Origin of the sequence: Streptosporangium sp. CA-135522, from assembly GCF_050949235.1 — a bacterium.
Taxonomy (GTDB): Bacteria; Actinomycetota; Actinomycetes; order Streptosporangiales; family Streptosporangiaceae; genus Streptosporangium.
This window is the reverse complement of the sequence record NZ_CP192026.1, coordinates 722,704-736,591: the sequence shown is the minus strand read 5'-3', so window position 1 is coordinate 736,591 and position 13,888 is coordinate 722,704. Positions and strand designations below refer to the sequence as shown.

Below are 13,888 nucleotides of genomic sequence, written 5' to 3'. Positions count from 1 at the left end.
CGGAGCCGCCCTCGGCCGGCAGGCGCTCCGGTCCGATGGGGCACCTGGCTTGACGCTGGTGCCGCCGATATCGCAGTAACCCAGCGCCGAATGGCTCTCGCCGTGCACAGTTCCAACCCGTGAACGGCGACCACGGGCTAACGCGACCCCGAGCGGAACTCCGTCCACAGATCGACGGCCAGCATGGACTCTCGTACCATGACTGCGTGGAGGGTTTTCTTCGCTCCGTATGGCACGAGCCCCGTCCCCCCGACCCTCCGCAACGGATGTGGCGAGACTGGGTGCTCGTAGCCGTGCTCGTGGCGCTCGCGGTGCTCGAAGGGACAGTGCGGCCGGATCTCCCCTGGCGAGCCCTCTCGATGATCCTCACCATCGGGCTGGTGCCCACGTTGCTGTGGCGCCGGACCAGGCCGCTGCTGATGGTCGCGATCGTCTTCGTCAGCACGAGCCTGGCCCAGCTGCTCACCGGCGGCGAGTCCGCGGAGACGAACACGATGGCGTTTCTGCTGATCGTGATGTACGCGCTGTTCCGATGGGGGTCCGGACGCGAGGTCGTGATCGGACTGGCGATCATGATCGCCGGAGTCGCCGTTCCCATCGCCTCCGGCCGTCTCGCCCTCCCCGACACGATCGGCGCGTTCGCCGTCATGTTCTCGGCCGTCACCCTCGGCGGGACGTTCCGCTACCGGTCCAGGGCGAGGACGCGCGAGCTCGATCAGGTCAAGCTGCTCGAACGTGAACAGCTGGCCCGCGACCTGCACGACACCGTCGCGCATCACGTCTCGGCCATGGCGATCCGCGCCCAGGCCGGCCTGGCGACATCGGCGTCGCGGCCCGACGCCGCGATCGAGGCGCTCCAGGTGATCGAAGCCGAGGCGGCGCGAGCCCTCTCCGAGATGAACGTCATGGTCCGCGTCCTTCGCCGGGGTCAACCGGTGGAGCTGACACCCGGCCGGCGCATCACCGACCTCCGGGAACTCGCCGACCGTCCCCGCGTCGGTCCATCCGTCGACGTGGAGATCTCCGGCGACCTCGACGGCATCCCCCCATCGGTCGGGGCCGCGATCTACCGCATCGCTCAGGAGTCGGTCACCAACGCCAGGCGACACGCGCGTCACGCCACCCGCATCGAGGTTCGCGTCGCCGCCGACGACACGTCGGTGCGCCTGCGGGTGAGCGACGACGGCGACATCGGTTCTATACGCCCGGCCACGTCGCCGGGATACGGGCTCATCGGCATGGCCGAACGGGCCGACCTGCTCGGCGGCACCTGCGTGGCCGGGCCCGACCCCGGCCGAGGCTGGACCGTGACCACCGTGCTGCCTCGGACGGGGGCGGCCACGTGAACATCCGGGTGCTCATCGCCGACGACCAGGAGATCGTCCGCACCGGGCTCGTGATGATCCTCGACGCCCAGCCGGACATCGAGGTCGTCGGCCAGGCCGCCGACGGGCGGCGAGCGGTCGAACTCGCGCGGCGTCTCCGCCCCGACGTTTGTCTGTTCGACATTCGCATGCCCGGCGTCGACGGCATCCAAGCCACCCGCTCCCTCGCCGGACCGGGCGTCGAAGACCCCCTCGCCGTCGTCGTCATCACCACTTTCGACCTCGACGAGTACGTCTACGCCGCCCTGAGAGCCGGTGCCCGGGGTTTCCTGCTCAAGAACGCCGGCACCGCCCTGCTCTCCCAGGCCGTCCGCGCCGCCGCCCACGGCGACGCGCTCATCGCCCCGAGTGTCACGGCGCGACTGCTCGGCGCCTTCGCCCACGCCGGGCCCGCCTCACCGCCGGTGCAACCCGTCGAGGCGCTCACAGAGCGCGAGGAACAGATCCTGGTCACCGTGGCACGTGGGCGGACCAACAGCGAGATCGCCGGCGAGCTTCACATCTCTCTCAGCACGGTGAAGTCCCACATCGCCAGCCTGATGGCCAAGCTGGGCGCCCGCAACCGCGTCGAGATCGCGATGTGGGCCTACGAGACCGACCGTGTCAGGAACTGAGCCGGGTACGGCGTCCCTCCCGCGCCATGACCCCCGGTGACCGCCGGTGGTCATCGGCGTGGCCGGTGAGGGTACGGGGTGAACGGACCGGCCGCCTACGGATGAGCCACTCGGCCACCGCGAGGTTGATCATCCACCCGGCGCCCATGAGCAGGGCTCTGGCGAACTCGCCGGGCGCGCCGAAGAACAGGAACCAGGACAGATGGGTCAGCACCTGCGTACCCGCGCCCAGAGCGATCGCGTAACCGCGGATCATCCAGGCGCGGTGCCCGGTGACATCCCGTCGCCGGATCGCGGCGAGGCCGAGGAGGATGGACACGACCATGGCCGTGCCGAACACGAGCCGGAAGCCGGTGAGGAGATCGCCGTCACCGGCGGGGCGGGGATAGAACAGGGTCATCCAAAGACCCGTGAGCGCCGCGACGAGTCCGCACGGGATCAGCAGCCGCCCGGCGGCGCGATGCCAGCCGGGCCTCCGGCGGCGGAACCCGGAGGCGAACTGGAAGGCCCCCAGAACGCTGTACACGCCGACGCAGAAAATGTGCGTCACCACGGGCGTGGGCACCGCGAAGAACCGCGCGTTCTCCGGCGTGACCGCCGCGCCGGCGATCAGCTCGTTGAGGCGCACGGCACCCGCGATCACGGGAACGGCGCTGAGCAGGATCAGCGCGGCGGGCACGAACCACCCCGCCCTCATGGAGGAGGCCGCGGGGGAAGTCCCCGCTCTGTTCCGGTCGTCTGCAGGCCGGCCGCTCCGCGGCGACCTCGGGGACGGGAGGCGTCCCGTCGTGCTCTCGTCGGTCATACCCCGATCGTGACAACCGGGGCGGCGCGGATCATCGATAGAACGGCCCGATCCTAACCGGCCGATCGTCCACCCAATCAGGCGTACTTTCGGCCGATGAGCCCTTCTTGCAGAGCTTCTACATTGCTCCTCAGTGGAAGGAGGATGTGATGAAGGCGTTCATCCTACGCTCGTACGGCTCCCCCGACGTCCTGGACCTCACCGACGTCGACATACCCGTGCCCGGTGAGGACGAGGTGCTGGTCCGGGTGCGGGCCACCTCCGTCAACCCGTATGACTGGCACAACATGCGAGGCGAGCCGTACATCGCGCGCCTGATGGGCGGCGGCCTCGGGCTGCGTGACCCGAAGCTCGAAATCCTGGGCGCCGACATGGCGGGGCAGGTCGAGGCGGTCGGCAGGAACGTGACGGGGTTCCGCCCCGGCGACGAGGTGTTCGCGGTGCTCAAGCAGGGCGGCTTCGCCGAGTACGTGTGCGTCCGGGAAGACGAGCTGGCGCCGAAGCCGAAGAGCCTGTCGTTCGAACAGGCGGCGGCGGTGCCGATGGCGGCCAACACCGCCCTGCTGGGTCTGCGCGACGAGGGACGGATCCAGCCGGGGCAGAAGGTCCTCGTCAACGGGGCTTCGGGAGGTGTGGGCACGTTCGCCGTACAGATCGCCCGGGCGTTCGGCGCGGAGGTCACCGGCGTCTGCAGCACGCGTAACGTCGACCTGGTCCGATCGATCGGCGCGAAGGAGGTCGTCGACTACACCCAGGAGGACTTCACGCGGAACGGACGGCGCTACGACCTCCTGCTGGACATCGCGGGAAGCCGCCCGGCATGGGCGTGCCGACGGGCGTTGACCCCCGGGGGGACCCACGTCGTCGTCGGCGGACCGGCCGGCCGTTGGCTGCAGCCTGTCGGTCACGTGTTCTCGGTACTCGCGATGTCGCCGTTCGTCTCCCAGAGGGCGGCCATGGCGGACGCGGTCCGATGCACGGAGAACAAACGGAACCTGTTGACGCTGACCGAGCTCATCGAGGCCGGGAAGATCACACCGGTCATCGACCGGCGCTACCCGTTCGAGGAGATCCCGGCGGCCATCGGATATCTGGAGGAGGGGCACGCCCCGGGGAAGGTCGTCATCGCGGTTTGAGCGAGCCTTCCCTCGCGGCGTGGAGACATGGCCCATGGCAGAAGCCCGAAACCGTCCTCGTGGACGCCGGGACCCCACCCGGACGGGTCACCTGGCTTGACGTTGGTGCCCGCCAACGCGATGTAGTCGGTGGCGTAAGGAGATCAGCCAGGCACCAGCGTGAAGGCGGCGACGTGTGCGGGCCGGACCACCGAGAAGTCCCTGGTGTCCAGGGTGAACACCTCGGTGATTCGAAGACGCTCGGCGACGGCGGCCACCGAGGCGTCAGCCGATCCGAGCGGAAGATCTGAATAACGCTCTACCAGGTCGGCGACGCGGTCGAGATCATCGTCGATGAGATCGACCAGGTGAAAGACTCCGGAGTTCAGCGAGCGCAGAAATCCGGCCTCCACCTTGGCTCCGCCGACCTTGCCGAGCATGTAGGAAACCTCGCCGGCTACGAAAGCCGGAACGAGGAGTTCCCGCCGTCGTCTGCGGAACTGGTTGACACCTCGACATAGACATCGTGTTTACGGTCATTTCGGATGGCAGCGGCAACAATCGGGCCGGTGTCAACGACGATCACACTTCGCGACCATACCCCCGGTGCAAGATCTCCTCAGCGCATTCGGCGAGGTCGTCCTGCTCGGTGGTCACCGACCCGAACCAGGCAGGCGGCCACTCCTGGTCCGGCTCGCCCTCACCGGAGTGGACGAGACGCAGGGTATGCGCGCGCACCTCATGAAGCTGGTCCGGCGTCAGCCGATCAACCAGCCGATGCATGTCCTCGTACTCTTCAGGAGCAGCGGTCATAGCCGGAGTCTACGCCAGCCGATCTGGAAAGCACCGATCTACCAGCGCATCTGCACCGGACCAGTGCGTTCGACTCCGACCGGCGACGGCCCACGCCCGGAAGTCGAGCGTGGGCCGTACGGCAGAGCGCTGTGGAGTCACTCCTCTGCCGGGACCAGGCCTGTCTGGCAGGCGCCCCACCCGGACGGGTCACCTGGCTTGACGGCGGTGCCTCCGATGCCGCGGTAGCCGTTGGAGACCTTGAACGAATGCTGCTGGCGGTAGCGCTTCACTTCAGGCCGTAATTCTCAGGGGCACGTGGCGTTATCCGAACCTCCAGGGAGCGACCAAGGGCCGGCGGGCCGCTGGAGAACCGGCCGACGAGGAATGTCCGGCCCGCAGCGGGGGTTGTGGCGCCTATGACGACAATCGCACTCATCGGCAGCGGGAACATCGGCGGCACCGTCGCTCGACTCTCCGTCGCGGTCGGCCATGACGTCGTGCTGAGCAACTCGCGAGGTCCGGAGACGTTGAAGGATCTGGTCGACGAGCTCGGCCCGAGAGCCCGCGCGGCGACCCCGGCAGAGGCCGCGGCGGCCGGGGACCTGGTGGTCGTCAGCATCCCGCTGCGGGCCTACCGCGAGATTCCGGTGGAGCCGCTCACCGGCAAGACGGTCCTCGACACCAACAACTACTACTCCGAGCGGGACGGGCGGTTCCCCGAGCTGGACGACGCGTCGGCCACGTCGAGCGAGCTGCTGCAAAGGCACCTGTCGGCGTCAAAGGTCGTCAAGGTCTTCAACCACGTCTACTTCGAGCACCTGCGGGCGCTGGCCCGGCCCGCCGGCGCGGCGGACCGCAGCGCTCTGGCGATCGCCGGTGACGACGCCGGCGCGAAGGACGCGGTGACCGCGTTCCTCGACACGATCGGATACGACGCCGTCGACGCGGGACCGCTGGCGGAGGGGTGGCGCTTCCAGCCGGGGACCCCTGCGTACGGCTCCCCCTACGCCGGCGACAACGAGAATTTCTGGGAGTCACCGGGAGTGCCGACCGACGCTGCGACGATCCGCGCCGCGCTGGACGCCGCCAAGCGCTGACACGGCCTGGGCACCCTGACTACTAATCCGGTCGCCCCACGGACTCCTTGACGTCCCCGCACAGAGGCGCACACCGAACACCGTCCACCGCCGCTCGACCATGGCGTCCGATGCCCGATCACGGTGAATGCCCCGCCTGGTTTGAAAAGCGGAAGGTCAACGAAGCCACCACGAGCCCGCAGCGGTACGGCTCACGCTCGGAAGACGAACGTGAGCCGTACAACAAGATCCGGAAGACTGCTCCGCCATGGCCACCAGGCCCGTCTGGCAGGTGCCCCGCCCCGGCGGGGCACCTGGCTTGACGTTGGCGCCGCCTAGACCGCGGTGTCCGCGGTGGCCACATGGCCGCGGAAACGGTCGGCCTCGTATTCGGCCTGTCAGGCCTCCCGGTGATCTATGTCGGCGATCGGCAGCCGTCACAAGCGCGTCCTCACGGGACTTTGCCCCTGGCGCGGAAGGCCGCGGTCTTGACGCGATTCTGGCACGCGGTGCCGCAGAACCGGCGGGTGCCGTTGCGGGACACGTCCACGTACACCCGGTCACAGTGCGGCGCCGTACACACGCCGAGACGGTCGTGGAACTCGCTTCCCAGCACGATCGCCAGCCCGGTGGCGCAGCTCGCCGCCCAGTCGCCGGCCATGGTGCCGCCAGGGCCATGGAAGTGCAGATGCCACGGTTCCCCGTCGTGCCGTTCGAGCAGTGGCCGGGCGCGGGTCTCTTCGAGAAGACCGTTGACCTGCAGGGCCGCCGCGTCGATGTCTCCCGTTGTGACGGCGTCGAAGACCACGCGCAGCCGCGCCGCGATCTCGGCGAGCTCACCGGCCTCCCCATCGGTGATCTCTCGGTGACTCGGATAGCCGGTCCGCAGGCCGCTGGTGGCGGCGGCGGCGAGATCGCGCGGCGGCAGGAAGGGACGGCCTCGCCGCTCTCCGGGGGTCAGTTCGTTGACCAAGCCCATCGCCACTCGGACGATCGCATCGGCGTGACTGTTGAAATCCACTTGACCAGTTACATCCTCGTGTTTTAGTTTGTGACTGCCACAAGCTTAAACGACAGTCACAGGAGATGATTGTGCTCACCCCCGATGCCGCACTCGAATGGATCGCACGCTGGGACCGCCAGCAGGAGGGCTACCTTCCTGACCGGGAGGAGCGCTTCACCGCGTTGATCGACGCCGTCGAAGCGATGGGCCGTCCCGATCCCCTGGTCCTCGACCTCGGCTGCGGACCGGGCTCACTGTCCGCCCGGCTTCTGGAGCGGCTGCCCGGGGCGACGGTGATCTCGATCGACGCGGACCCACTGCTGCTCGGCCTCGGCCGGGCCGCCTACCCCCATCTCACGTTCGCCTCCCTTGACCTGCGCACACCCGGATGGACCGACTCCCTGGGCCTGGACCGGCCGGCCGACGTCGCGATGAGCACCACCGCGTTGCACTGGATCTCCGGACCGGATCTCTCGAAGATGTACGCGGAACTGGCGACCGCGTTGCGTCCGGGCGGACTCCTGCTCAACGGAGACCACATGGAGACCGACGACACCACGCCGACCATCGCCCGTCTCGAACGCGCCGTGCACGACCGGGAGACCGAGCGCAGGTTCGCCGGCCGGCGCCCCGAAGAATGGCGCCAGTGGTGGGACGCGGTCGCCGCCGATCCCGCCTTCGCCGACCTCCACTCCGCACGCACCACCGCGGGCGCCGGCCACCACGGCGCGGAGTCCCCCCTGCTCTCCGAACATGTCAACGCCCTCCGCGACGCCGGCTTCACCGAGATCGGTCCCCTGTGGCAACGCGGCAACAACCGCCTCCTCTGCGCCGTCCGCGCCTGATCCGGCCGCACCCGGCCACGCGGCTGACCGCCTTCGACCACGGTCGTGGAAAACGACTCCGGCCCACGACCGGCACCGGGCGAGCCGGGCGATCCTGGGCCGAGATTCAGCCGATTGCGCAGGTCTACGCGTCACCGGAGGCCGGACCGGCCGGGCATGAGGCGCCGGTCCCACCGGTATCGCGATGAACCGGCCGGCGCTTGCCCGATCGTCGCCCACGCCTGCGCCGACGCATGCCACACCGCAGATGCGATGATGTGGTTGGGAGGGCTCCCGGGCGCCTTGGTCACCCGCGCGACGGCTTCGAGCGCGCGAGTCCGATCCCGAGCGCCCGGTCAGCGAGATCGTCTCCGATCGTCGTTGGAGGACGCCATGGGTTCGGCTCTCGGCGATGTGCTGGGGCTGGCGGCCGCGGTCGCGATCAGCCCGCTCCCGATCATCGCCATCATCATCATCCTCGGTACGCCGAGCGGGCGTCTCAACGGACTGCTGTTCACCCTGGGATGGGTCGTCGGGCTATTCGTGCTCGGCGCGGTGATGCTGGCGATCGGCGGGTCCGCCCCCGGTTCGACCCCGTCGAAGCCGGCCGCCTGGGTGGGCGGCCTCAAACTCGGGCTGGGCGTGGTGCTTGTCCTGCTCGGCGCGCGACAGTGGCACAGGCGGCCTCCCTCCGGTGCGGAGGCGGAACTGCCGAAATGGATGGCCGCGATCGACCGCTTCTCCCCGGCCAAGGTTCTCGGGCTCGGGGTGGTGCTGTCGGCCGCCAATCTCAAGAACGCTCCGCTGACCATCGCCGCAGGCGCCTCGATCAGCGCGACCGCGCTTCCCGCAGGGCAAAAGATCGCGACGCTGGCACTGTTCGTGATCATCGCGTCGTTGGGACTCCTGGCCCCGCTGGCGGTCTTCCTGTTCACGGGAGAACGGGCCAAGGCCACGCTCAGCGGCTGGCGAAGCTGGGCCGCCCGGCACAACACCGCCATCATGGCGGTCCTGTTCGGCGTGCTCGGATTGAAGCTGCTCGGAGACGGCATCGGCATTCTCGTCCCATAAGCAGCGGTGCACAACGCTCTCATAAGCAGCGGTGCACAACGCTCTCATAAGCAGCGGTGCACAACGCGGCAACAACCGGCTCCTCTGCGCCGTCCGCACCTGGTCCGGTCCACCACACCCGCTTCGAACCGCGCCAACGCCGATCGGGTCATGTGGGTCATGCCTGCCGCGACGGACAAGGCGAGCCGTTCGTCGTCGACGGCGACATGAAGGGCGACAGGGTGATGGAAGCAACCGCATAGATCTGGCCGGTGCCTGTCGCGGTACTTCACCCTTCGAGATCGCCGAGCCGGCGCAGAGCGCGTCGCCGTACTTCACCCTTCGAGGCCGCCGAGCCGGCGCAGAGCGCGTCGCCGTACTTCACCCTTCGAGGCCGCCGAGCCGGCGCAGAGCGCGTCGCCGTACTTCACCCTTCGAGGCCGCCGAGCCGGCGCAGAGCGCGTCGCCGTACTTCACCCTTCGAGATCACCGAGCCAACGCAGGGCGCTCAGTCCGGGCATGAAGCAGTACTCGCCGCCACGCGTGACGACGAACCGCGGCAGCGATGGCAGTCGCCGCCGCACCGGTCGCCGGGGGACGATGAAGTCGCCGGTGCCGTCGTTGGATCCCACCACGGGGTCTTTCGCGTCGTCCGCGCCGAAGAAGACGCCATCGTTCACCCATTGGGACTGGACGAACTCGAACTGCCGCCCGAGGTGCGCTCCGACGAACGCGAACATCAGTCCGCGGTCGGCCCCGTCGTCTTCCAGGACTCCCTCGGGCAGCAGCGGGCCGTACGCGGTGCCGCGTCTGATCATTCGGTGCAGTCTCGGCACTCCCGCCACCGACGCGTCGCGGGGATTGGCCCGGCGGATATGGCAACCGCCGGGAGTCGTGAATCCCGTCGGATCGTCCTCCTCGTAGAGGAAGCTGTTGTTGCGGCTCCGGTCGGCGCCGAGGTCGGGGTCGTCGTGCGGCGAACTGAGCGCCAGTGGCGCGCCGCTGCGCCAGCGTCCCATGATCTTCGCTGCCAGCAGTTCCTCGTCCTCGGGATCGGTGGCGTTGTCCTTCAGGTACCGCCGGAACATGGCGACACGCTGGTGGAGTTTGCGGAAGGCCACGTAGGTGCCGTTGCGGCCCAGCACCTCGGGCTGCGGGGTCTGGACACCGCCCATCTCGTCGCGGTAGCCGAGCACGAACTCCCCGGCCTTGAGCGGCGTCTCCAGCTTGTTGGATCCCTCGATGCCACTGCCCTCGACGACCGGATGGCTGATGCCGTCACGGTAGCCGAAGGGTTCGGTCTCCGTGGGCAGCGCGTAGCAGTCCTGCCGCCAGATCGCGGTCACACCAGGGAGCCGGTGATACGCCGGGCGGGCATGCTCGATGGCCGCTTCCAGCCGTGCGCGGTCAGGCGCGAGTGCGGTGAGCACCACATGGACAGCGGGCGTGCCCAGCGGAGGTTCCCAGTTCTCGGGCCCGCTGTCTCCGGTGTCGCCCAGTGCTTTCGCCCGTGCGGCCATCCCCTGCCGGAACTCCCAGGAGAACGTGTCCAGCGACTCCTGCGGCACTCCCAGTGCCCTGAGTCCGTGATAGGTGACCGCGACGCTCACCCACGTCTCGCCCAGGGGGCTCATCGATTCGGCGGCCGAGGTCACCACCGCGCTCGCGCGCCGCATCAGCTCCCGCCCGTGCGCGCGGTCGTCGATGCGGAACAGGATGTACGTCGCCGCGTACGGGGTCGGCCTGGAGCTGAGAACCCCGCGCTGGATGTCGTCGAGTTCGAGCTTCATGTGGGTTTGCTCGCTCACCTCGAACTCGCCTCCTTACAGCGCTATTTCGCTGAGACGATGTTGTTCCAGAAGGTGCGCAACCCTTCGTCAACACCGAACAGCGAGCTGAAGATCGTGGTGTCGGCCATGATCACGTCACCGGCCCGGTCACCGCTGGGCGGCATCCACAGGAACATGTTGAACTCGGTGTTGCCGGCCTCGGTGAAGGGATGTGGCCTGGACAGGTCGATCGGCTGTCTGCCCAGCACGTGGACGGCGTTCGGGTCGTCGGTGATCACGGCGTAGTGGGGGAGGTGCATGTGGAAGTTGAAGCTGGACACGCCTTCCAGCCACCCCTTGGTGTCCAGATCCCTGGCGATGGACAGAGGGACGCTCTTCTTCCTTTCCGCCACCGCGGGACGGAGCCCGTAACGGTTCTCGACGGGCACCCCCAGACCTGCCATCAACGATCGGGTGTACCTGCCGAAGCGTTGCTGGCGGGGCACCAGTGCGTCGCCGTGATGGCGATATTCCATATCACGCACCGCCATGTCATCCGATGCGCCGACATCGTGATGAGGTCCGAGGGCCAGGCAGGTTCCTTCGCGGGTGAGGAACTCGCGCACCGCCTCGATCTCGTCGGGTGTGGCGTCCTGCCCGGTGATCATGTGGTCCAGTCCCCACACGAACAGGGTGTCGGTGTCGGCCAGCACTCGCTCGTCCAGCGGAGTGTGGAAACCGGCCTGGTCGATGCGCTGATAGACGGGCACGGGGTGCCCGGTGGTCTCCTGGACGAACTGCTGGAAGGGCAGCCAGCCCCAGAAGAACAGTTCCAGCCCGCCCGCGATGCCCTGCTGGAACCGCAATGGGTCGGACCATTTCGGGTCCTCGTAGGCCGGCCACGTCACGCGGCGCACCTCGGTCATCGTGGAGAAGCGATTGTCCAGCTCAGCCGGGTTCCTGCCGGCCTCTGCCGGATAACTCCATGCGACATAGATGCTCAGCCGTCGCCGACCGGGGGTGTATTCGCGCGGTACATGGTTCTGGTTGTACGTGCGCGCGGTCCTGTACTCGTTCATCCCTCTCCGATCTACAACAGGGCGCGTGGGCGGCGGGCCGATGTCACTGCAGCTGGTCGAGCATCTCCGACAGGGCGCTCTTGATCTGCAGAGCCTTTTTGATCTCGTCGGCGGTGACGTACGGATACTCTCCGTACTCGATGAAGCTCGGGCAATGATGCTCACGAACGAACCGGATGAACGCCTCGGGGTTGGTTTTCCAGTCTTCGGGGAATCCTTCGAGATTCTCGAAAGCCGTGCTCACTCCTGCCCTGCTGAACAGCATGATGGCGTCTTCGGTGTATTTGTCGAAGTCGGTGTCGAAGATGCCCTGGTACATGAAACGTGTGTCCTCGTCGAAGAGCACCCAGCGCAGATAGTGCAACTTGAGCGGCGCGAGAAGATACGGGTCGCCTTCCAGCGCCTTGGCCAGCGTGTAACCGTAGTCGCGCATCGCATCAGCCCTGCCGGGCTTCACCTTCGCGATGATGGTGAACCCGTAACACGCCGGGGTCCTCGGGAAGACAGGGCCGTACTTCCCCTGCTCGAGGTGGTCGGTCTCCTTGGGGATGACAACTGCCTGTGGCTTGATCTCCATGCCGGTTCCTCCGTCGTCTAGCACAGAGAAGCCCAGACTACGAACAACGAGGGATAAATATGGTCAGGACACCGCATAAGGCACCCCCACATCTGCTCGCATTTCGGTTGACCGTCTTTTACGTCCCGCTGGCGGCCGTGAACCCGCGGACACCGATTCGGCAGGCGCGATCGGCGGATGAACGGCCGCCCGCGCTCCGGTGTGCCGCGTTACGAGCGCCCGAACGGTGTGCCGCGTTACGAGTGCCCGAACGGTGTGCCGCGTTATGTGTGCCCGAACCTGCCGGGCACCGCGGCCCGCGGTGGGAGTGGCCGCCAACGTCGCCCGCACCGATGAGCACGTGCGGGACATGGTGCCGACCGCATTGGACTCCCCCGAGCCGGCCAAGCGGGTACGGCACCAGGCCGGAGACGATGACGACCACGCCCGGATTCGGTCTCGGGCCATCCGTCGACCGTCCTCCGGTCAGGGCGTGGGCTGTAGGGCGGTTGGCGTGAAGGTGAGGGCGCCGAGGTCGCGTACGGTTTGGGCGAGGGCGCGGATGAGGTCGTTTTCTGCTTCGGCGCGCCATATCAGGGCATACACCAGGGGCCGCATGTCTCCGATGGGCAGCCACTGGATGTGGGGCATGGACCAATACCTGGTCACGTGGGCGGGAAAATTATGGATGATCTCGCCGGTGCCGACGAGATTGATCAGCTCGTCGGCGCTGGTCACGGGATCGATGCGCTCGATCGTCCGGCCTTGGGGGGTGTGGAAGGGCAGGTAGCTGTCCTCCCAGTAGTCCGGCATGCGCGGGACCACGACATGCGGGAAGTCGGCGAAGGCTTCCAGCGGAACCGACGACCGTCCGGCCAGCTCGTGGCCGGTGGAGACGGCGAGCACCCGGGGATCGGTGAACAGGACCGGTCCCACGGTCAGATCGGGCTCTTCCACCGGCAGCCATGCGATCAGGACGTCCATGTCGCCGCCGCGGAGCCTGGCGAACGGATCGACGAAGGAGGAGCGGCGCAGCTGCAGCTCCCATTGCGGGTGACGGGAGCGGAAGGTCTCCCAGTAGGGATGCAGATCGTGGACGTTGAAGGGCATCATGCCGACGCGCAGGTATGCGGTCTTGCCGCGCGAGGCCAGCCGGGCGCGTTCGAGGCTGTCGCGCAGGCCGGCGTAGACCGGTCGCAGATCATCGCGTAGCTGTCGGCCGACGGGGGTCAAGCGGATCTGGCGGCGGTTGGAGCGGTCGAACAACGCGCTGCCGATACGGCGTTCCTGCTGGCTGATCGCCTGGCTGACGCGCGCTTGCGACACGTGCAGCCGGGCGGCGGTCCGGCCGAAGTGGAGCTCCTCGGCCAGGGTCAGGAAGATCTCAATGTCCCTTAGCTCCATTTTGCCCCACTCTGCGACATAAGCCGCATGTTATCGAGGCCATGCGGAATCCGGCGTTGTTCCCGGTCGTGGTCTCGCCCGATGCTGGACCGGCACCACCATCACCACCACGGGAGACCTGGATGCGGACACTCACCTATTTCTTTCATCGGCTCGACCATCGCCGGGTTCATCGCCGGTCCCGAGGGGCGGCTCGACTTCTTCTTCCCCGTCGCGGACGACGTCACGGCGGCCATCCTGGCCGAGTTTCCCGAGACGGTGCCGACGCCGTTCCGCGGGCCGGCAGGTCTGGCCGACACATGGCCGGTTGGTCGCCGGGCGGCGGACGACCATGAGGGCGTTGTCGAGTGCGGGGCATCGGCGCCGCCGGTGAGCCATCGCTGGGGATGAACCGGTTCGGTTGAAGGAGAATG

General features: G+C 67.9%; 16 protein-coding genes. 7 read left to right on the top strand and 9 right to left on the bottom strand.

The features are described 5' to 3' along the window. Positions 1-206 precede the first annotated feature (206 nt). On the top strand, positions 207-1,346 hold the full coding sequence (locus ACQPYK_RS03615; protein ID WP_433250117.1) for a sensor histidine kinase: 1,140 nt from the start codon (positions 207-209) through the stop codon (positions 1,344-1,346). Beyond that, on the top strand, positions 1,343-1,999 hold the full coding sequence (locus tag ACQPYK_RS03610; RefSeq protein ID WP_433250114.1) for a response regulator: 657 nt from the start codon (positions 1,343-1,345) through the stop codon (positions 1,997-1,999). Before ACQPYK_RS03615 ends, ACQPYK_RS03610 begins: the two co-directional genes overlap by 4 nt. Here ACQPYK_RS03610 and ACQPYK_RS03605 read toward each other — a convergent pair. Next, positions 1,989-2,678 carry a DUF2306 domain-containing protein gene (locus ACQPYK_RS03605; RefSeq protein WP_433250111.1) on the bottom strand — a complete coding sequence of 230 codons (690 nt, stop codon included), beginning with the start codon at positions 2,676-2,678 and terminating at the stop codon, positions 1,989-1,991. The two genes, ACQPYK_RS03610 and ACQPYK_RS03605, sit on opposite strands and share 11 nt — an antisense overlap. 275 nt (positions 2,679-2,953) lie before the next feature. Here ACQPYK_RS03605 and ACQPYK_RS03600 point away from each other — a divergent pair, with 275 nt between their 5' ends. After that, entirely contained in the window at positions 2,954-3,940 is a 987-nt protein-coding gene (locus tag ACQPYK_RS03600; protein ID WP_433250108.1) for an NAD(P)-dependent alcohol dehydrogenase, read from the top strand. A gap of 143 nt (positions 3,941-4,083) precedes the next feature. On the opposite strand, the gene ACQPYK_RS03595 is transcribed toward ACQPYK_RS03600, so the two are convergent. The 3 genes from ACQPYK_RS03595 to ACQPYK_RS03585 all read right to left on the bottom strand — a co-directional run bounded on the left by ACQPYK_RS03595 (position 4,084) and on the right by ACQPYK_RS03585 (position 5,004). Then, positions 4,084-4,359: a PIN domain-containing protein gene (locus ACQPYK_RS03595; protein WP_433250105.1), complete on the bottom strand. Its 276-nt coding sequence runs from the start codon at positions 4,357-4,359 to the stop codon at positions 4,084-4,086. A 142-nt stretch (positions 4,360-4,501) separates the two neighbouring features. Beyond that, the gene (locus ACQPYK_RS03590; protein ID WP_433250102.1) at positions 4,502-4,732 is read right to left on the bottom strand and encodes a hypothetical protein; all 231 of its coding nucleotides are present in this window, start codon (positions 4,730-4,732) and stop codon (positions 4,502-4,504) included. A gap of 137 nt (positions 4,733-4,869) precedes the next feature. Further along, entirely contained in the window at positions 4,870-5,004 is a 135-nt protein-coding gene (locus ACQPYK_RS03585) for a hypothetical protein (protein WP_433250099.1), read from the bottom strand. A 126-nt stretch (positions 5,005-5,130) separates the two neighbouring features. Between ACQPYK_RS03585 and ACQPYK_RS03580 the strand changes: the two genes are divergently transcribed. Continuing rightward, a complete protein-coding gene (locus ACQPYK_RS03580) occupies positions 5,131-5,811 on the top strand; it encodes an NADPH-dependent F420 reductase (RefSeq protein ID WP_433250096.1) in 681 nt (226 codons plus the stop codon). 430 nt (positions 5,812-6,241) lie between these two features. Here ACQPYK_RS03580 and ACQPYK_RS03575 read toward each other — a convergent pair whose 3' ends face one another. After that, positions 6,242-6,811: a CGNR zinc finger domain-containing protein gene (locus tag ACQPYK_RS03575; RefSeq protein WP_433250093.1), complete on the bottom strand. Its 570-nt coding sequence runs from the start codon at positions 6,809-6,811 to the stop codon at positions 6,242-6,244. A gap of 71 nt (positions 6,812-6,882) precedes the next feature. Here ACQPYK_RS03575 and ACQPYK_RS03570 point away from each other — a divergent pair, with 71 nt between their 5' ends. Together ACQPYK_RS03570 and ACQPYK_RS03565 are read left to right on the top strand one after the other, a co-directional pair. Continuing rightward, positions 6,883-7,638, top strand: a complete 756-nt coding sequence (locus tag ACQPYK_RS03570) for a class I SAM-dependent methyltransferase (RefSeq protein ID WP_433250090.1) — start codon at positions 6,883-6,885, stop codon at positions 7,636-7,638. 372 nt (positions 7,639-8,010) lie between these two features. Then, positions 8,011-8,688 carry a GAP family protein gene (locus tag ACQPYK_RS03565; protein WP_433250087.1) on the top strand — a complete coding sequence of 226 codons (678 nt, stop codon included), beginning with the start codon at positions 8,011-8,013 and terminating at the stop codon, positions 8,686-8,688. 452 nt (positions 8,689-9,140) lie between these two features. On the opposite strand, the gene ACQPYK_RS03560 is transcribed toward ACQPYK_RS03565, so the two are convergent. The 4 genes from ACQPYK_RS03560 to ACQPYK_RS03545 form a co-directional block, all read right to left on the bottom strand. Further along, complete coding sequence (locus ACQPYK_RS03560; RefSeq protein ID WP_433250084.1) at positions 9,141-10,475, bottom strand: Dyp-type peroxidase; 1,335 nt, start codon at positions 10,473-10,475, stop codon at positions 9,141-9,143. Positions 10,476-10,498: 23 nt separating this feature from the next. Continuing rightward, complete coding sequence (locus tag ACQPYK_RS03555) at positions 10,499-11,515, bottom strand: hypothetical protein (RefSeq protein ID WP_433250081.1); 1,017 nt, start codon at positions 11,513-11,515, stop codon at positions 10,499-10,501. Positions 11,516-11,558: 43 nt separating this feature from the next. Next, entirely contained in the window at positions 11,559-12,092 is a 534-nt protein-coding gene (locus ACQPYK_RS03550) for a hypothetical protein (RefSeq protein WP_433250078.1), read from the bottom strand. Between the two features lie 465 nt (positions 12,093-12,557). Beyond that, on the bottom strand, positions 12,558-13,475 hold the full coding sequence (locus ACQPYK_RS03545) for a LysR family transcriptional regulator (RefSeq protein ID WP_433250075.1): 918 nt from the start codon (positions 13,473-13,475) through the stop codon (positions 12,558-12,560). Positions 13,476-13,556: 81 nt separating this feature from the next. On the opposite strand from ACQPYK_RS03545, the gene ACQPYK_RS03540 reads away from it, so the two are divergent. Beyond that, the gene (locus ACQPYK_RS03540; RefSeq protein WP_433250072.1) at positions 13,557-13,865 is read left to right on the top strand and encodes a hypothetical protein; all 309 of its coding nucleotides are present in this window, start codon (positions 13,557-13,559) and stop codon (positions 13,863-13,865) included. The last annotated feature ends 23 nt before the right edge of the window (positions 13,866-13,888 follow it).

Bases quoted from the DNA above. Each gene is read 5' to 3' on its own strand.
- ACQPYK_RS03600 (WP_433250108.1), top strand. From the start codon at position 2,954: ATGAAGGCGTTCATCCTACGCTCGTACGGCTCCCCCGACGTCCTGGAC.
- ACQPYK_RS03595 (WP_433250105.1), bottom strand. From the start codon at position 4,359: ATGCTCGGCAAGGTCGGCGGAGCCAAGGTGGAGGCCGGATTTCTGCGC.
- ACQPYK_RS03590 (WP_433250102.1), bottom strand. From the start codon at position 4,732: ATGACCGCTGCTCCTGAAGAGTACGAGGACATGCATCGGCTGGTTGAT.
- ACQPYK_RS03580 (WP_433250096.1), top strand. From the start codon at position 5,131: ATGACGACAATCGCACTCATCGGCAGCGGGAACATCGGCGGCACCGTC.
- ACQPYK_RS03565 (WP_433250087.1), top strand. From the start codon at position 8,011: ATGGGTTCGGCTCTCGGCGATGTGCTGGGGCTGGCGGCCGCGGTCGCG.
- ACQPYK_RS03555 (WP_433250081.1), bottom strand. From the start codon at position 11,515: ATGAACGAGTACAGGACCGCGCGCACGTACAACCAGAACCATGTACCG.
- ACQPYK_RS03550 (WP_433250078.1), bottom strand. From the start codon at position 12,092: ATGGAGATCAAGCCACAGGCAGTTGTCATCCCCAAGGAGACCGACCAC.
- ACQPYK_RS03545 (WP_433250075.1), bottom strand. From the start codon at position 13,475: ATGGAGCTAAGGGACATTGAGATCTTCCTGACCCTGGCCGAGGAGCTC.
- ACQPYK_RS03540 (WP_433250072.1), top strand. From the start codon at position 13,557: ATGCTGGACCGGCACCACCATCACCACCACGGGAGACCTGGATGCGGA.